This window comes from Actinoplanes sp. DH11, assembly GCF_020873875.1.
Taxonomy (GTDB): Bacteria; Actinomycetota; Actinomycetes; order Mycobacteriales; family Micromonosporaceae; genus Actinoplanes.
Genome location: NZ_JAHWGU010000057.1, coordinates 1 through 20302, shown reverse-complemented (window position 1 = coordinate 20302; position 20302 = coordinate 1). Strand labels below are relative to the sequence as shown.

Here is a 20302-nt window from a genome sequence, read left to right as displayed (position 1 = left end):
CGCGGTTCACTCAGGCGGCGTTGTTCGCGGTTGAGGTGGCCACGTTCCGGTTGCTGCAGTCGTGGGGGGTGCGCCCGGATCTGTTGCTGGGGCATTCGATCGGTGAGCTGGCCGCCGCGCACGTGGCGGGACTGTGGTCGTTGGCGGATGCGGTCAAGGTGGTCGCGGCCCGGGGTGCGTTGATGCAGGCGCTGCCGTCGGGTGGGGCGATGGTGGCTGTCGCCGCGACCGAGGACGAGGTGATCGCGCGGCTTGTTGATGGGGTGTCGATCGCGGCGGTCAACGGCCCGCTGGCGGTGGTGATCTCCGGTGATGAGGATGCCGTGCTGGCGGTGGCGGCCGGGTTCGACAAGACGCGGCGGTTGCGGGTCAGTCATGCGTTCCATTCGGTGTTGATGGAGCCGATGCTGCGGGAGTTCGCCGCTGTCTTGCAGGACATCGATTTCGAGATGCCGTCGTTGGGCTGGGTTTCGAATGTGACCGGTGAGCCGGTCGGTGTTGAGGTGATGGATCCGCAGTATTGGGTGCGGCAGGTCCGCCAGCCGGTCCGGTTCGCTGACGGCCTGGCCGCGATGCGTGCCGCCGGGGTGACCCGGTTCGTCGAGGTGGGCCCGTCCGGTGCGCTCGCGACGCACGTCGACGGGGTGTGTCTGCCCACGATCCGCAAGGGCCGCGACGAGGCCACCTCGATCGTGCAGGCGCTGGCGGTGGCCGGCCCGGACTGGGTGAAGGTGTTCCCCGGTGCCCGGCGTATCGAACTGCCCACCTACGCCTTCCAACACCAGCGCTACTGGCCTTCCGCCCCCCGGCCCGTCGAGGCGGACACCGCCTTCTGGCAGGCTCTTGAGGCCGACGACCTCGGCGCACTCGGCCTTTCCGGCGTCGAGTCGGTGCGCGAAGCGCTGCCGGTCCTCGCCGGGTGGCGGCAACGGGTCCGCGACTCCGAGACCATCGACGGGTGGCGGTACCACGTCTCCTGGACTCCGGTCGTGACGGGCGCCCCCGCCGCCGGCGGCCGATGGTATGTCCTCGGCACCGAGCTCGCCACGGTGCTGCGTGACGCCGGACTCGATGTGACCACAGAGCCGGACCCGGACGTGTCCGGAGTGCTGGCTGATCTCGACGACCCCACCGACGTGTTAGCCCTGCTGCGCGAACTCAGCCGTGCCGGTGTCACCGCCCCGCTTTGGGTGTCCACCCGTGGTGCCGTCAGCACCGGCCGCGACGACGTCGCCCCGGACCCGGTAGGCGCCCAGGTGTGGGGCCTCGGCCGGGTCGCTGCCCTGGAACACTCCGACCGCTGGGGTGGTCTCATCGACCTGCCCGCGGTCCTCGACGACCGGGTAGCTCGCCTGCTGACAGCCGCCCTGACCGGCGGCGAGGACCAGATCGCGGTGCGGGGCACCGGGGTCTACGCCCGCCGGATCACCCATGCCCCGGCCGCTCCCGGCGGTGCCTGGAGCGCCTCCGGCACCGTTCTGATCACCGGCGGGACCGGCGCGCTCGGCCTACGGGTCGCGCGCTGGGTGGCCGATCGCGGTGCCGGGCACATCGTGCTGCTGAGCCGCCGCGGAGCTGTCGACGACCAGGTCGCGGCCGAGTTCGCGGAACGCGGGGTACGACTCGACGTGGTGGCGTGCGACATCACCGACCGGGCCGCGCTGGCCCGGGTCGCGGAGGGCAGGGACATCCGCACGGCTGTGCACGCCGCCGGCTCCGCAACCATGCTGCCGCTGGCAGAGCTGACCTCTGAGGCGTACGCCGCGGCGGTCGACGCCAAGGTCATTGGCGCGCTGAACCTCGACGCGGTCCTCGGCGACGACCTCGACGCCTTCGTGCTCTTCTCCTCGATCGCCGGGGTGTGGGGTGGCGGCGGCCAGGCCGCGTACGCCGCCGGCAACGCCGCCCTGGACGCCCTGGCCTTGGCCCGCCGTGCCCGGGGAGCGGTGGCGACCGCGATCGCCTGGGGCCCGTGGGCCGACGGCGGGATGGCCGACGGGGCCGTCGAAACCGATCTACGCCGCCGCGGCCTGCCGGCGATGGACCCGGAACGTGCCCTCTTAGCTCTGGACCGGGCGCTGGCCGGCGACGACACCGCCGTCGTCGTCAGCGACGTCGACTGGTCGCGGTTCGCGCCGTCGTTCTGTGCGCTGCGGCCCAGCCCACTGCTCCGCGACCTGCCGGAGGCGGCCGAAGCGCTGCGGGGTGACGAGGCAGGCGACACCGCCGTCGCGTTCCGTGACCAGTTGCTCGCCCTCGGCTCGGACGACCGGAGCCGAGCCCTCCTGGACCTGGTCCGTACGTCCGCGGCGGCCGTGCTCGGGCACCGGGATCCCGAACCGGTCGGCGCCACCGTGGCGTTCCGGGAGCTGGGCTTCGACTCGCTTGCCGCAGTCGAACTGCGCAACGGTCTCCGAACGGCGATCGGTCTGGTCATCCCGACCACCGCGGTCTTCGACCACCCGAATCCGGCCGCGCTTGCCGCGTTCCTGCACACGCTGCTGGCCGGCGAGGACACCGTGACGGACGAGCCGGTGGCCGCCGCGCCGCCGGCCGGCGACCCGATCGTGATCGTCGGCATGAGCTGTCGCTTCCCCGGGGATGTGCACGATCCCGAAGAATTGTGGCGACTGGTGGTGAACGGGACCGACGCGATCACGCCGATGCCGGAGGAACGCGGCTGGGACCTGGCGGCCCTCTACGACCCGGACCCGGACGTGCCCGGCACCGCGTACGTCACCGAGGGCGGTTTCGTGCTCGACGCGGATCGTTTCGACCCCGGCTTCTTCGGGATCAGCCCGCGTGAGGCCCTCGCCATGGACCCTCAGCAGCGGATGCTGCTGGAGGTCTCTTGGGAGGCCGTGGAACGAGCGGGCATCGACCCGCTGTCGTTGCGCGGCAGCCGTACCGGGGTCTTCGCCGGAACCAACGGCCAGGACTACACCGCTCTGTTCTTCCGCTCGCCGGACAGCGCCGACGGGCACACCGCCACCGGCAACGCCGCCAGCGTCGTCTCCGGCCGGTTGTCCTACACCCTCGGGCTGGAAGGTCCTGCGGTCACCGTCGACACCGCCTGCTCCTCCTCGCTCGTCGCCCTGCACCTGGCCGGTCAGGCTCTGCGGTCCGGTGAGTGCACGCTCGCCCTGGCCGGCGGTGTCACGGTGATGGCGACGCCCGGCGCGTTCGTCGAGTTCAGCCGGCAGCGCGGCCTCGCCGCAGACGGCCGGGTCAAGGCGTTCGCCGACGGCGCCGACGGTACCGCCTGGGGTGAGGGCGCGGGCATGCTGCTCCTGGAACGGCAGTCCGACGCGATCGCGAACGGGCACCCGATCCTCGCCGTGGTCCGGGGCAGCGCGGTCAACCAGGACGGGGCCTCGAACGGTCTCACCGCCCCCAACGGGCCCGCGCAGCAGCGCGTGATCCGACAGGCGGTGGCCGCCGCGGGCCTGACGGCTGGACAGATCGACGTAGTCGAGGGGCACGGCACCGGCACCACGCTCGGTGACCCCATCGAGGCGCAGGCACTGCTGGCCACCTACGGCCGGGACCGGCCCGCGGATCGGCCGCTCTACCTCGGCTCGGTCAAGTCGAACATCGGCCACACCCAGGCCGCCGCCGGCGTCGCCGGCATCATCAAGATGGTCAAGGCGCTGGAGCACGGTACGCTGCCGCGCACCCTGCACGTGGACCGGCCGTCGTCACACGTGGACTGGGCCAGCGGTGCGGTGACGCTCCTGACCGATCAGGTCGACTGGCCGCGCACCGGGGAGCCGAGGCGGGCGGCGGTGTCCTCGTTCGGTATCAGCGGGACCAACGCGCACGTCATCCTGGAGGAGCCGCCGACGTCGCCGGTGTCGCCCCCCGCCGAGCGCCCCGGGCTGCCGGCGACGCCGCTGCTACTGTCCGCCAAGTCGCCGGCGGCACTGCGGGATCAGGCCAGCCGGCTGCTCGACGTCGATGCGGACCCGCTGGACGTGGCCTGGTCGCTCGCCACCACCCGCTCCGCGCTCCCGTACCGGGCCGTGGTGCTGGACCGTGAGCAGCTCACCGCCGGGACGTTCGAGACGGTACGGGCGGACGGTCCGGTCGGCATGCTCTTCCCCGGTCAGGGTGCGCAGTTCGCCGGCATGGGCGATGGACTGTACCGGGCATACCCGACGTACGCGGCGGCATACGACGCGGTGACGGCCGAGTTCGGTTTCGGTATCGACGCGGAGCGACTCGATGAGACCCGCTTCACCCAGGCCGCGCTGTTCGCGGTGGAGGTGGCGACCTACCGGCTGCTCGAGTCGTGGGGAGTGCGGCCTGATCTGCTGCTCGGCCACTCGATCGGCGAGCTGGCCGCCGCCCACGTCGCCGGCCTGTGGTCCCTGGCGGACGCGGTGAAGGTGGTCGCCGCTCGCGGTGCCCTGATGCAGGCCCTGCCGCCCGGCGGAGCCATGGTGGCGATACGGGCCGGTGTGGATGAGGTCGTGCCCTACCTGACCGACGATGTGTCGATCGCGGCGGTCAACGGCCCGCAGGCAGTGGTGATCTCCGGTGACGACGAGGCGGTGCTGGCGGTCGCCTCCCGCTTCGATAAGACGCGGCGGTTGCGGGTCAGTCACGCGTTCCACTCCGCCCTGATGGAGCCGATGCTCGACGACTTCGCCGCGGTGCTGCGGACCGTCGAGTTCGCCACGCCGACCTTGCGCTGGGTCTCCGACGTGACCGGCGCGATCGCTGGTGACGAGGTGCGCACCCCCGCCTACTGGGTGCGGCAGGTGCGCCGGACAGTCCGTTTCGCGGACGGCATCGCCACCATGAAGCAGGCCGGCATCACCACGTTCCTCGAGGTGGGACCGTCCGGCTCACTCGCCGCGCACGTCGACGCGCCGTGCCTGCCGACCGTGCGCAAGGGCCGCGACGAGGCCCGTACGGTGGTCGCCGCGCTCGCTGCGGTGGACGTCGACTGGCAGGCATTCTTCGCCGGTTCCGGCGCTGTCCGGGTCGGCTTGCCCACGTACCCCTTCCAGCGCAAGCGTTACTGGCCGGCCCCGCCGCTCGCAGCGCCGGCGCCGGCACCGGTCGCCGGTACGCCGGCCACTGAGACGGCGTTCTGGGACGCGGTGGAAAGGCGTGACCTCTCCGCTCTCACCGGCGATCTGGAACTCCGCGCCGATCAGCCGCTCGGTGATGCGCTGCCGATGCTTTCCCGCTGGCGGCGCCGCTCGCAGGTCGACGCGTGGCGATACGGCGTACGGTGGACCGCGCTGCGCACCGAGCTCACCGGCGTGCCTGCGGGTCGCTGGCTGCTGATCACCAGCGACGACAGGCCGCTGTTGGCCGACTCGTTGCGGGAGACCGGTGCCGAGGTCACGGTCACCGACGGCACCGATCAGGGCATCCTCGCCGGCCACGCCGACGCGGTCGGCGTGCTCGCTACGATCGGCGGCCCGGAGGCGCCGGCCGAACTGACCGCGTTGCTGCGCGACCTCGAGACGGCCGGTGTCACCGCGCCGTTGTGGGCGCTGACCCGGGCCGCGGTCAGCACCGACCGGACCGATACACCGCCCGACCCGGTGCAGGCGCAGGTGTGGGCGCTCGGCCGGGTGGCCGGGCTGGAGATGCCGCATCGCTGGGGCGGCCTGATCGATCTGCCCGAGGTGATCGACGAGCGGGCCGCCGGCCGGATCCGCGCCGTACTCTCCGGCATCGGTGAGGATCAGGTCGCGGTCCGCCCGTCCGGGGTCTATGCGCGCCGGGTGGTCCGGGCCCAAGCCGCGTCCGGCGGGTCATGGACAACGCGCGGCACCACGCTCGTCACCGGCGGCACCGGAGCGCTCGGCCTGCGGGTGGCACGCTGGGCCGCCGATCGGGGCGCGACCCGGGTCGTGTTGCTCAGCCGTCGGGGCGCGGCGCCCGAAGGGCTGGCCGAGGAGTTCCGCGACCGGGGAGTACGGCTGGACGTGCATGCCTGTGACGTCACCGACCGGGCCGCTCTGACGGCCGTCGCCGACCGCCTCGCTGCGGAAGGGGAACCGGTGCGCGTCGTCATCCACGCCGCCGGGGTGCCCGGCATCAAGCCGCTCGCCGAGATCGACGCCGTGGCGCTGGCCGCTGCCACCTCGGCCAAGGTCACCGGAGCGGTGCACCTCGATGCCGTGTTCGACGGTGCCGAGCTGGACGCGTTCGTGCTCTTCTCGTCCATCGCCGGGGTGTGGGGCAGTGGCGGGCAGGGCGCCTATGCCGCGGCCAACGCCGCCCTGGACGCGCTGGCTGCGGCCCGTCGCGCCCGTGGGGCGAAGGCCACCGCGATCGCCTGGGGACCGTGGGCGGACGGTGGGATGGCCGCCGACAGCTCCGCCGAGGCTGACCTGCGCCGCCGAGGGCTGCCTGCGATGGCGCCGGAGCTCGCCCTGCTCGCGCTGGAGCAGTCCCTCGCCGCCGACGACACCGCGGTGACCGTCGCCGACGTCGAGTGGAACCGGTTCGCCCGTGCCTTCACGGCGCTGCGGCCCAGCCCGCTGCTCGTCGAGCTGACCGATGCCGTGGAGGCCGTGCACGCAGGGGAGCCGGAGTCCGCCGACGAGGATGTGGCCGAGCGGCTGCGTACCCGTCTGGCCGAACTGAGCCCCGGTGAGCAGGATGCCGAGCTCCAAGAGCTGGTCCGCGGCCAGGTGGCCGCGGTCCTCGGGTTCGGTGACCCGGGTGAGGTGCCGGCCGGCACCGCGTTCGGTGACCTCGGCTTCGATTCGCTGATGGCTGTCGAGCTGCGCGGCAAGCTGACCGCGGCGACCGGACTGGCGCTACCGGCCGGCCTGGCCTTCGACTACCCGAGCGTCGAGGCCACCGCCCGGCACCTGCGCGACGGCCTGGTCGAGGACGCGGTGACCGGGGTGAGCCTGCTGTCCGAACTCGACAAGCTGGAGGCCGCCATGGTCGTCAACGCCCCGGATGAACTGACCCGCGCCAAGATCGCGGTCCGGGTGCAGGCGTTCCTGGCCAAGTGGTCGCAGCCGACAGCAACCCCTGCCGGGAACGGGTCGGGGGTGCTCGACCAGCTCGGATCGGCCAGCGACGACGAAATCTTCACCTTCATCAACGACCAGCTGGGGCGTACGGATTGACGATGGCCCCCGCAGGGGAGGGGTCGGCTTAGGGGTTGTCGGCCCTCACCCGGTCCCATAGCTTGGTTCTACCAGCCGCATCAAACCTCTGAATCCGCATTGCCAGGCAATGTGGTGCGCTGCCTTCTGCTTGTCTGGGTGGATTTAATGGCGAATGAAGATACGCTGCGAGACTACCTGAAATGGGTTACTGCGGATTTGCATCAGACTCGTCAGCGCCTTCAGGATTTCGAGGCACTGGAGTCCGCACCGATCGCCATCACCGCGATGAGCTGTAGATTCCCTGGTGGGGTACGAACGCCGGAAGAACTGTGGCAGCTGGTCGCGGCCAGCACCGACGCCATTTCAGAGTTCCCCGGCGACCGCGGCTGGAATGTCAGCTCCGGACAGTTCGCTTCCACTGAAGGCGGATTTCTCGACGACGTCGCGTCTTTCGACGCCGACTTCTTCGGCATTTCCCCGCGTGAGGCGCTTTCCATGGATCCGCAGCAGCGGCTTCTGCTGGAATGCTCCTGGGAGGCACTGGAAAGCGGCGGTATGGCGCCGCACACATTGCGCGGCAGCAGCACCGGCGTCTTCGTCGGTACCACCAGCCAGGACTACCGCGCGGTGCTGCACATGGCACCCGAGGCCTCGGAAGGGTACGCGCTCACCGGCACCGCAGCCAGCATCCTGTCCGGCCGCATCGCCTACGTCCTCGGGCTGGAAGGCCCGGCACTGACCGTGGACACCGCCTGCTCCACCTCGCTCGTCGCCTTGCATCTGGCCGCCACCGCGCTGCGCCGCGGTGAGTGTTCCCTGGCGCTGGCCGGCGGTGCCACCGTGATGTCCACGCCCAGTGCGTTCAGCGGGTTCAGTGAGCACGGGGGCCTCGCCGCCGACGGCCGTTGCAAGGCGTTCGCTGCCACCGCCGACGGCACCGCGTGGGCCGAGGGCGTCGGCGTTCTGGTCCTCGAACGCCTCGCGGACGCCCGCCGCAACGGCCATCCGGTGCTGGCGACGCTGCGCGGGTCCGCCGTGAACTCGGACGGCGCCACCAACGGGTTGACGGCGCCCAACGGACCGTCCCAGCAGCGCGTAATCCTGCAGGCGCTCGCCAACGCCAAGCTGTCCGCCGCGGACGTGGACGTGGTGGAGGCGCACGGCACGGGCACCACGCTGGGCGATCCCATCGAGGCGGAGGCGCTGCTGGCCACGTACGGCAAGGACCGCCCCGGCGGGCGCCCGCTGCGGCTGGGGTCGGTGAAGTCCAACATCGGCCACACCCAGGCGGCGGCCGGCATGGCCGGTGTCATCAAGATGGTCATGGCGATGCGGCATGACATGCTGCCCCGCACCCTGCACATCTCCCGGCCGACGTCCTTGGTGCCCTGGGCGGCCGGCGGTGTGCGGCTGCTCGACCAGCCCGTGCCGTGGCCGCGCGGTGGGCGGACCCGTCGCGCGGGCGTCTCGTCGTTCGGCATGAGCGGCACCAACGCGCACGTCATCATCGAGGAACCGGCCGAGCCGGCGCCCGAGACCGCCCCCGGCGATCCCGACCGGTCCGGCCCGGGGCCGGATTGGACCGCGCCGGTCCTGCCGTGGGTGCTGTCGGCGCGTTCCCGGCCGGCCCTGCGGGCCCAAGCGGCGCGGTTGCTCGACCACCTGGCGGGTGCCGCCCACGAACCCGTCGACGTGGCGTGGTCGCTGGTGAGCACCCGGTCCTCGCTCGAGCACCGTGCGGTGGTCCTGGACGCCGGGCAGCTGGCGACACTGGCCGACGGCACACCGGACCCTGAGGTCGTCACCGGTGTGGTGTCGGACGGCGGCGTCGGCCTGCTCTTCCCGGGTCAGGGTGCGCAGTTCGCCGGCATGGGTGAGGGCTTGTATCGGGCGTATCCGGTTTTCGCGGCCGTGTATGACGAGGTGGTCGCGGCGTTCGGGTTCGATATCGATGCCGCGAGGCTGGACGAGACGCGGTTCACTCAGGCGGCGTTGTTCGCGGTTGAGGTGGCCACGTTCCGGTTGTTGCAGTCGTGGGGGGTGCGCCCGGATCTGTTGCTGGGGCATTCGATCGGTGAGCTGGCCGCCGCGCACGTGGCGGGTTTGTGGTCGTTGGCGGATGCGGTGAAGGTGGTCGCGGCTCGGGGCAGTCTGATGCAGGCGCTGCCCACGGGTGGGGCGATGGTGGCTGTCGCCGCGACCGAGGACGAGGTGGTGGCGCGGCTTGTTGATGGGGTGTCGATCGCGGCGGTCAACGGCCCGCAGGCGGTGGTGATCTCCGGTGATGAGGATGCGGTGCTGGCGGTGGCGGCCGGGTTCGACAAGACGCGGCGGTTGCGGGTCAGTCATGCGTTCCATTCGGCGCGTATGGAGCCGATGCTGCAGGACTTCGCCGCTGTCCTTGACGAGGTGGTCTTCGCGGCGCCGTCGTTGGGCTGGGTTTCGAATGTGACCGGCCAGCCGGTCGGTGTCGAGGTGATGGACCCGCAGTACTGGGTGCGGCAGGTCCGCCAGCCCGTCCGGTTCGCCGACGGTGTCGCCGCGATGCGTGCCGCCGGGGTGACCCGATTCATCGAGGTGGGCCCGTCCGGTGCGCTCGCCGCGCACGTCGAGGACCTCTGCCTGCCGACCCTCCGCAAAGGACGGGACGAGGCCAGGGACGTCGTCGCCGCCCTTGCCGGGGCGCATGTGCACGGCGTATCCGTCGACTGGACCGCGTTCTTCGCCGGTTCCGGCGCCCAGCGGATCGACCTGCCCACGTACGCCTTCCAGTCGCAGCGCTACTGGCCGTCCGCCGCTGGTGACGCGGCAGGTGCCGCAGACCCCGCCGATGCCCGGTTCTGGGACGCCGTCGAGCGCGAGGACATGGCGGCGATGCGCTCGGCGATGGACGTCGAGGAGGAAGCCACCGCCCTGGAGCCCGCCCTGCCCCTGCTCGCCTCCTGGCGGCGGCGGCGCCGGATCGGCTCGGCCGTCGACGCCTGGCGGTACCGGATCGTCTGGAAACCGGTCACCGTCACCCGGACCGCCCGGCCGGCCGGTGTCTGGTGGCTGCTCGGTGAGCCCGGCGAACCCACCGACACTCTCGCCGCCGGACTGCGCACCCACGGCGCCGACGTGCGGATCCTGACCGGCACCGCTGACCTCGCCGGGCAACCCGAACCGGCCGGCATCATCTCCCTGCTGGCCTTGCACCGCGCAGACGACGGCAACACCGCCGTCCCGGCCGGCCTGGCCCGCACCGATGCCCTGATCAAGGCGCTCGGTGCGGGGGCCGCGCCGTTGTGGGTGCTCACCCGGGGGGCCGTCAGCGCCGGTCGCTGGGACGCCGCGCCGGAACCGTCGGCCGCGATGACCTGGGGATACGGCCGGGTCGCCGGCGTCGAGTTCCCTCAGCGCTGGGGCGGGCTGCTCGACCTGCCGGACATCCTCGACGAGCGCGCCATCGACCGGATCTGCGCGATCCTGGGCGCACGCGCCGAGGACCAGATCGCCGTCCGCGCCTCCGGGGTCTTCGCTCGCCGGTTGGTGCGGGCGCCGCGGACGACGACGCCCGCCCTCACACCGTGGAAGCCCCGCGGCACCGTACTGATCACCGGTGGAACCGGGGCGATCGGCCGCCGGATGGCACGCTGGCTCGCCGGCGCCGGCGCCGAACACGTGGTGGTGACCAGCCGCCGCGGTCCGGACGCGCCAGGTGCCGACACGCTCCGCGACGAGCTGACCGGCCTGGGCGTACGGGTCACCGTGGCCGCCTGCGACGTCGCCGACCGATCCGCCGTGACGGAACTCGTCAACCGGCTGCGTGCGGGCGGCGAGACCGTCACCGCTGTCCTGCACACCGCCGGCGTCGGCCAGCTCAGCGCGATCGGCGACACCGACGCCGCGGCGTTCGAACAGGTCGTGGACGCGAAGGTGGCCGGCGCCGTCAACCTGAGCGAGGCCTTCGCCGGGCAGCCGCTCGACGCGTTCGTGCTCTTCTCCTCCATCGCCGCGGTGTGGGGCAGCGGCGGACAGGGCGCGTACGCGGCGGCCGGCGCCTACCTCGACGCCCTGGCCGAGCAGCGGCGTGCCGCCGGCCTCCCGGCGACCTCGGTGGCCTGGGGTGTCTGGGGCGGGGGCGGGATGGCCGACGGCGAGACCAGCCGGCACCTGAGCAAGCGCGGCCTGTCGCCGATGGACCCCGACCTGGCGCGCACCGCGCTGTGCGCCGCGGTCGACCACGGCGAGGCGGCCGTCACGGTCGCCGACGTCGACTGGAACCGGTTCGCACCGGCCTTCACCGCGGCCCGTCCCAGCCCACTGCTGACCGGTCTGCCCGAGGTGCGCGACGTACTCGCCGAGGGCGTCCCGGCCGGCGACGGCACCTCTTTCCGGGAACGTCTCGCTGCTCTGTCCGCCGCGGACCGCGCCACCACCGTGCTGGACCTCGTCCGCGCCCAGGCCGCTACCGCGCTGGGGCTGCCCTCCGGCGACCAGCTCGACCCCGGCCGCGCCTTCCGCGACCTGGGATTCGACTCGATCACCGCGGTGGACCTGCGCACCCGGCTGCGTGCCGCCACCGGGCTGGACCTGCCGACCACCCTGGTCTTCGACCACCCCACCGCCGTGGCCCTCGCCGAGCATCTGCTCGCCGAGACCTTTGGCGGTACCGCCGACACCGGACCGGTGGCGGTGCCCGCACACGCCACCGATGATCCTGTCGTCATCGTCGGAATGAGCTGCCGGTATCCCGGCGGGGTCCGCTCGCCGGAACAGCTCTGGCGGCTCGTCGTCGCCGGCGGCGACTCGATCGGGCCGTTCCCGCAGGACCGTGGCTGGGACACCGGCGGGCTGTTCGGCACCGGCACCGGCGAGATCGGCGTCTCATCCACCTCGGCGGGTGGCTTCCTCGACGACGCCACCGGGTTCGACGCGGGCTTTTTCGGGATCAACCCGCGCGAGGCGCTGGCCATGGACCCGCAGCAGCGACAGGTGCTGGAGGTGTCCTGGGAGGCACTGGAACGGGCCGGGATCGCGGCAACCGGCCTGCGTGGCACCCGTACCGGGGTGTTCGTGGGCGCGTCCCCGCAGGGGTACGGCAACGGGCTCACCGAAACCCCGGACGGCGTGGCCGGGTATCTGATGACCGGCACCGCCACCGCCGTCCTGGCCGGGCGGGTCGCCTACACCCTGGCGCTCGAAGGCCCGGCGATCACGGTCGACACCGCATGCTCGTCCTCGCTGACCGCGCTGCACCTGGCTGCCCAGGCACTGCGCCAGGGTGAGTGCGACCTGGCCCTGGCCGGTGGCGTCGCGGTGATGGCCACCCCGGGCACCTTCGTCGAGTTCAGCCGGCAGGGGGGCCTCGCCAGGGACGGGCGCTGCAAGTCCTTCGCCGAGGCCGCCGACGGCACCGGCTGGTCCGAGGGCGCCGGCATGCTGGTCGTCGAACGACTCTCCGATGCCCGCCGGCACGGCCATGACGTGCTCGCGGTGCTACGCGGCTCGGCGGTCAACTCGGACGGCGCCTCCAACGGTCTGAGCGCTCCCAGCGGGCCGGCGCAGCGCCGCGTCATCCGGCAGGCGCTGGCCGCTGCCGGGCTCGGGACCGGCGACGTCGACGCGGTCGAGGGCCATGGCACCGGCACCACGCTCGGTGACCCGATCGAGGCGCAGGCGCTGCTCGCCACGTACGGGCAGGACCGCGAGACGCCGCTGTACCTGGGCTCGATCAAGTCGAACATCGGGCACGCCCAGGCAGCCGCGGGCGTCGCCGGAATCATCAAGATGGTGCAGGCGATGCGCCACGGCGTGCTGCCGCGGACGCTGCACGTGGACGAACCGACCAGCCACGTGGACTGGACGACCGGCCGTGTAGAGCTGCTCACCGGCGCCCGCGAATGGCCGGCTGCCGACCGGCCCCGCCGGGCCGCGGTGTCCTCCTTCGGCGTCAGCGGCACCAACGTCCACCTGATCCTGGAGGAGCCGCCGTCGACGGCACCGGTTCCGGCCGGCGCCCGGCCCGGCCCGCTGCCGCTGACTCTGTCGGCGCACAGTGCCGAAGCCCTGACCGAGCAGGCCGGGGCGCTGCTCGACCGGCTGCACTCGGACCCGGACGCCGACCTCACCGACGTCGCGTACTCGCTGGCGACCGGCCGTACCGCGCTCGAGCACCGGGCGGCGGTCGACGGACGCGATCGTGACGACGTCCTGGACGGGCTGCGCCGGCTCGCCGCCGGTGCGCCGTCCGCCGCGCTGATCCACGGCCGGGCCCGGCCGGGCGTCAAGGTCGGCCTGCTGCTTCCCGGCCAAGGCGCCCAGTTCGCCGGCATGGGCGCCGGCCTGTACGCCGCCCACCCGGTGTTCGCGGACGCGTTCGACGCGGTCTGCGCCGAACTCGACCAGCACCTGCCGCGTTCGGTCCACGACGTGGTGTTCGCCGGCGGTGAACTGCTCGACGACACGATTTTCACGCAGGCCGGGCTGTTCGCCGTGGAGGTGGCGGTGGTCCGGCTGATCGAGTCCTGGGGGATCCGTCCTGACCTGCTGATCGGTCACTCGATCGGTGAACTCAGCGCGGCGTACCTGGCTGGTCTCTGGTCGCTCGGCGACGCCGCGCGGATCGTCGCGGCCCGCGGCCGGCTCATGCAGGCACTACCCGCGGGTGGGGCGATGGCGGCCGTGCAGGCGTCGGAGACCGAGGTCGCCGCACTGCTCACCGGCGGCGTCTCGATCGCCGCGATAAACGGCGCGCATGCGGTCGTCGTCTCCGGCGACGAGGCCGAGGTCGCAGCCCTGGGCGCCCGTTTCGAGGAGCGGGGCGTCAAGGTGCGCCGTCTGCGTGTCAGCCACGCGTTCCACTCGGCGCGCCTCGACCCGATGCTCGACGACTTCGCCGCCGTGCTCGGCGACGTCCGGTTCGATACGCCGTCGTCGGGATGGGTGTCCAACCTGACCGGCCGCCAAGCCGGCGTCGAGGCGATGGAGCCGTCGTACTGGGTGGACCAGGTCCGCCGGCCGGTCCGCTTCGCCGACGCCATCGCCACCGCACGCGCCGCCGGAGTGGGCGTCTTCGTCGAGGCCGGACCATCGGGCACACTCACCGCTCTCGCGCAGCACGGCGACGACACCGGCGAGACGGCGTACGTGCCCACCTTGCGCCGCGACCGCGACGAGCCGCACGCCCTCGCGGTCGCCCTGACGGCCGTGTACACCAGCGGTGTCCCGGTGGACTGGGCGGCGTTCTACGCCGGATCCGGAGCCCGCCGCGTCGACCTGCCGACCTACGCCTTCCAGCACGATCACTTCTGGCTCGCCGGCGCCCGCACCGGCGCCACGAACCTCGCCGCCGCGGGGCTCGAGGATCCGGCACACCCGCTCGTCGCCGCGGCCGTCGACCTGGCCGGCGCCGGGGAGACCTTCGGCGTCGGACGGCTGTCGCTGGACAGCCACCCCTGGCTCGGCGATCACGCGGTGCTCGGCACGGTGCTGCTGCCCGGCACCGCGTACGTGGAACTCGCGCTCTGGGCCGGCGCACAGGCCGGCACGGCGCGGATCGAGGAACTGACCATCGAGGCGCCGCTGGCGGTGCCCGAACAGGGCGCCGTACACATCCAGGTCCGGGCCGGCGCCGCAGGTCCGGACGGGCGGCGCACGGTCACCGTGCACTCCCGGCCCGACGACGACCCGGACGGCTGGATCCGGCATGCCGGCGGCATGCTCGCGCCGGACACCGCCGCGCCGCCCGAAACGCCGGCGGCGGCCTGGCCGCCGCCCGGCGCCACACCGCTGCCGGTGACCGGCCTCTACGAACAACTGGCCCGGATCGGCTACGGCTACGGCCCCACCTTCCAGGGTGTGACCGCGGCCTGGCTGGACGGCGACGACGTCTGTGCCGAGGTGACCCTGCCGGACTCGGCTGCCGGAGACGCCACCCGCTTCGGACTGCACCCGGCACTTCTCGACGCCGCTCTGCACGCGATCGGCCTGGCCCGCCCGGACGACGCACAGAGCCGTCTGCCGTTCGCCTGGACCGACGTCACCCTGTACGCCACCGGTGCCACCGACCTTCGGGTACGCATCCGCCCGGCCGGCGGCGACGGCGTGACGATCGACCTGAGCACCGGGTCGGGTCGACCCGTCGCCACCGTCGGCGCCCTGGTGCTGCGCCAGGTCAGCACCGCCCACCTGGACGGCGCCCGGCGCGGCCGGCAGAACCCGCTCCTCACCCTGTGCTGGGATCCCGCCACCGAGGCCGGAATCGCCCCGCCCGGCGTGCCGGATTCCGCTGTCGCTGGGCGGCTCAGTTTCCCCAGCCCCGGTGCCGGGCCGGTTGCCGACGTGCACGCGGTCGTTCAGGAGGCGATCCGGGTCCTCGGCGAGCGGCTCGGCGAGGAAGGCGCGCCGCTGGTGGTCACCACCCGGCACGGCGTCGCCACCACCGATGGCGAGGACGTCGACCCGGCGCAGGCCGCCCTCGCCGGACTGATCCGCACGGCCCAGGCCGAGCACCCGGGCCGAATCCTGCACGTCGACCTCGACGACACGGGCCACGAGCATCTCGCCGCTGCGGCCGGAACCGGTCGGCCGCAGACGGCGGTCCGGGCCGGCACCGTGCTGCTGCCCCGCCTCGTCCGCGCCGGCGACACCGCACCCGTCACCCTCGTCGCCGACCGCACCGTGCTGGTGACCGGCGCCAGCGGAGTGCTCGGCGGTCAGGTCGCCCGCCGACTCGCCGGCCAAGGCGTACGGCATCTGCTGCTCACCGGCCGCCGTGCTCCAAGCGACCTCACCGGGTTGCTCGGCGAGCTCACCGCGCTGGGTGCCGCACCCAACTACCTCCCTTGCGACCTGGGCGATCGCGCCGCGGTGGCGGCCCTGCTGGACACCGTGCCGGCGGACCGCCCTCTCGGCGTCGTCGTGCACACCGCTGGGATTGTCGCCGACGGCGTGCTCGCCACGCTCACCCCCGAGCAGGTCGACGCGGTGCTGCACGCCAAGGCCGACGCCGCCTGGCACCTGCACGAACTGACCGACGGCCTGACCGAGTTCGTGCTCTTCTCCTCGACCGCCGGCACCCTGGGCAGTCCCGGGCAGGCCAACTACGCCGCCGCCAACGCGTTCCTGGACGGGCTCGCCGCGCATCGGCACGCCACCGGCCGACCGGCCCGGTCGATCGCATGGGGACCGTGGGCGGAGAGTGGCATGCTCGGCCGTCTCGGTGTCACCGAGGTGACCCGGATGGCCCGTACCGGTCTGGTGCCGCTGACCGCCGATGACGGCTTCGACCTCTTCGACGCCGCCCGTGGCGCCACCGCGCCGGTACTGCTCGCCGCCCGGCTGGCGGCGGGAACGGCGCAGGTTCGCGCCGACGTGGTGCCGCCGCTGCTGCGGGGCCTGATCCGGATGCCCGCCCGCCCCGCCGCGGCCCGGCCGGGCGTCTCCGCCGACGACCTGCGCCACCAGTTGGTCGGCAAGGACGCCGCAGCACAGGACGCCGTCCTCGCCGAATTGGTCCGGGAAGCCGTCGTCGATGTGCTTGGGCATCCCAGCGGCACCGCCATCGAGCCGGGCAAGGGCTTCCTCGACATCGGGTTCGACTCGCTCACCGCCGTGGAGCTGCGCAACCGGCTGATCGCGAGCACCGGGCTGCGGCTCTCCACCACCCTCGTCTTCGATCATCCGTCACCGGCCGCGCTCGCCACCCACCTGCGGGGCGAACTCGTCAGCGACGGCACGATCACCGCACTGACCCTGCTCGCCGACCTGGACCGGCTGGAAGCCGCCCTCGGGTCGGTGCCACCGGACGACGACGACCGGTCCCGGGTCACGGACCGCCTGCGCGGTCTGCTCACCTCCTGGTCCACCGGTCCCACCACAGACGCCGCGACCGAGACTGCCGGCCGCCTCGACGAGGTGACCGCCGACGAATTGTTCGACCTCCTCGACGAGGAACTGGGAATCGATTCCGGCGCCACCGTCGACACGACGCTCAACTTCAAGGAGTGACGCCACATGGCGAACGAGGAGAAGTTCCTCGACTACCTCAAGCGGGCCACGGCAGACCTGCGTGAGACTCGCCAGCGGCTGCGCGAGGTCGAGTACCGCGACCGGGAGCCGATCGCCATCGTCGGCATGGCCTGCCGCTATCCGGGCGGGGTGACGGATCCTGACCAGCTCTGGGATCTGGTCGCGGGCGGCCGTGACGGGGTCACCGCGTTCCCGGACGATCGGAACTGGGATCTGCGACTCTTCGACCCCGACCCGGACAACCCCGGCACGTCGTACGTCAGCGAGGGCGGTTTCCTGCACGACGCCGCCGGATTCGACCCGGCGTTCTTCGACATCAGTCCGCGCGAGGCCCTCGGCATGGACCCGCAGCAGCGGCTACTGCTCGAGATCGCCTGGGAGACCTTCGAGCGGGCCGGTATCGACCCGACGGCGCTGCGCGGCAGCAACACCGGCGTCTTCGCCGGCCTGATGTACCACGACTATGCCCAAATCATTCAGCAGGCGCCGGGCGGCTCCGAAGGGTTCCTCGGGGTAGGCAACCTCGGCTCGGTGCTCTCCGGCCGGGTCGCCTACGCGATGGGGCTGGAGGGTCCGGCGGTCACCGTGGACACCGCCTGTTCCTCCTCGCTTGTCGCTCTGCACCTGGCGGTCCAGGCTCTGCGGCAGCGGGAGTGCTCCCTTGCTCTGGCCGGGGGCGTCACCGTGATGGCCACCCCGGGCACCTTCGTCGACTTCAGCCGGCAGCGCGGGCTGGCCTTCGACGGACGATGCAAGTCGTACGCCGCCGCGGCGGACGGCACAGGCTGGGCCGAGGGCGTGGGCATGCTGCTGGTGGAGCGGCTGTCGGACGCGCAGCGCAACGGTCACCCGGTCCTGGCCGTGGTCCGTGGTTCGGCGGTCAACCAGGACGGCGCCTCCAGCGGCCTGACGGCACCGAACGGGCCGTCGCAGCAGCGCGTCATCCGGCAGGCGCTCGCCAACGCGCGCATCGCACCCGACCAGGTGGACGTGGTCGAGGGTCACGGCACGGGTACCACGCTGGGTGACCCGATCGAGGCACAGGCGCTTCTCGCCACCTACGGGCAGAAGCGCACCGCGCCCCTGCGGCTGGGGTCGATCAAGTCGAATATCGGGCACACGCAGGCCGCGGCGGGTGTCGCCGGGATCATCAAGATGGTGCAGGCGATGCGGCATGGTGTGATGCCGCGCACGTTGCATGTGGATGAGCCGACTCCGCAGGTGGATTGGGAGTCGGGTGCGGTGGAGTTGTTGACGGAGCCGGTCGAGTGGCAGGTGCAGGACAGACCTCGTCGGGCGGCGGTGTCGTCGTTCGGGATCAGTGGCACGAACGCGCACGTGATCTTGGAGCAGGGTCCGGGTGTGGAGGCACCGGAGCTCCCGTCCGGGGTGCCGCATCAGGGGCCGGTGCCGTGGCTGGTTTCTGCGAAGTCCGCGGAGGCGTTGGCGGCGCAGGTGCAGCGGTTGGCCGTGTTGGATGCTGATGCTGTTGATGTCGGGTTCTCGTTGGCTACGACGCGGGCGTTGTTGCCGTATCGGGCTGTGGTGACTGATGTGTCGGCGCCGTTGGATGTCGTGCGGGTGGCTGACGGCAAGCTGGGTGTGTTGTTCCCGGGTCAGGGTGCGCAGTTCGCCGGCATGGGTGAGGGCCTGTATCAGGCGTATCCGGTTTTCGCGGCCGTGTATGACGAGGTGGTCGCGGCGTTCGGGTTCCCGCTGGATCAGGATTTGGACGAGACGCGGTTCACTCAGGCGGCGTTGTTCGCGGTTGAGGTGGCCACGTTCCGGTTGCTGCAGTCGTGGGGGGTGCGCCCGGATCTGTTGCTGGGGCATTCGATCGGTGAGCTGGCCGCCGCGCACGTGGCCGGACTGTGGTCGCTGGCGGATGCGGTCAAGGTGGTCGCGGCCCGAGGCAGTCTGATGCAGGCGCTGCCCACGGGTGGGGCGATGGTGGCGGTGCAGGCCACCGAGGACGACGTGATCGCGCGGCTTGTTGATGGGGTGTCGATCGCGGCGGTCAACGGCCCGCAGGCGGTGGTGATCTCCGGTGATGAGGATGCGGTGCTGGCGGTGGCGGCCGGGTTCGACAAGACGCGGCGGTTGCGGGTCAGTCATGCGTTCCATTCGGCGCGTATGGAGCCGATGCTGCGGGACTTCGCCGCTGTCTTGCAGGACATCGATTTCGAGATGCCGTCGTTGGGCTGGATTTCGAATGTGACCGGTGAGCCGGTCGGTGTCGAGGTGATGGATCCGCAGTACTGGGTGCGGCAGGTCCGCCAGCCCGTCCGGTTCGCTGACGGCCTGGCCGCGATGCGTGCCGCCGGTGTCACCCGGTTCATCGAGGTGGGCCCGTCCGGTGCGCTCGCGACGCACGTCGACGGGGTGTGTCTGCCGACGATCCGTAAGGGCCGCGACGAGGCCACCTCGATCGTGCAGGCGCTGGCGGTGGCCGGCCCGGACTGGGTGAAGGTGTTCCCCGGTGCCCGGCGTATCGAACTGCCCACCTACGCCTTCCAACACCAGCGCTACTGGCCGTCCGCCCTGCCGGAGAACGTCGCGGACCTGTCGTCGGCCGGCCTGCGATCGGTTGACCATCCGCTGCTGGGTGCCGCCATCGGTCTCGCCCGTGCCGACGAGTTGCTGTTCACCGGACGGCTGTCGCTCAGTACGCACCCGTGGCTCGCAGACCATGTGGTGAACGGCGTGGTCGTCGTGCCGGGGGCGGCGCTTGTCGAACTGGTCCTGCACGCCGGTCAGCGGGCCGACTGCGATCTGCTTGACGAACTCACCGTCGAAGTACCCCTGATCCTGCCGGAACGCGGCGGAATCCTGGTGCAGGTGGCGGTAGCCGCGGAGGACGCCACCGGGGTCCGCGCGGTCACGGTGCACGCCTGCGCCGACGACGACACCGACGAGTGGGTTCAGCACGCCTCCGGGTCGCTGACCGCCGCACCGGCCGAACCGGAGGACCGCTCACTAGCGGTGTGGCCGCCGGCCGACGCCGCCGAACTGCCGGTGACCGGGTGGTACGAGGAGCTGGCCGGCGCCGGACTTCGATACGGCCCGGTCTTCCAGGGCCTGCGCCGTTTGTGGCGGCGTGGTGAAGAGGTCTTCGCCGAAGTGACCGTCGAGGCCGACGTGGACGGCTTCGGTATCCACCCGGCCCTGCTCGACGCCGCCCTGCACCCGGCCGGTGTTCT

General features: G+C 72.3%; 3 protein-coding genes. All 3 read left to right on the top strand.

Going from position 1 to position 20302, the window contains the following annotated elements:
- Positions 1–7109: type I polyketide synthase (locus LPA41_RS40545; RefSeq protein WP_255691803.1), on the top strand; the 7109-nt coding region annotated here is incomplete at its 5' end.
- A gap of 147 nt (positions 7110–7256) precedes the next feature.
- Complete coding sequence (locus LPA41_RS40540; RefSeq protein ID WP_229076818.1) at positions 7257–17081, top strand: type I polyketide synthase; 9825 nt, start codon at positions 7257–7259, stop codon at positions 17079–17081.
- A 6-nt stretch (positions 17082–17087) separates the two neighbouring features.
- Positions 17088–20302, top strand: a 3215-nt coding sequence (locus LPA41_RS40535) for a type I polyketide synthase (RefSeq protein WP_229076817.1), incomplete at its 3' end; no start/stop codon positions are given.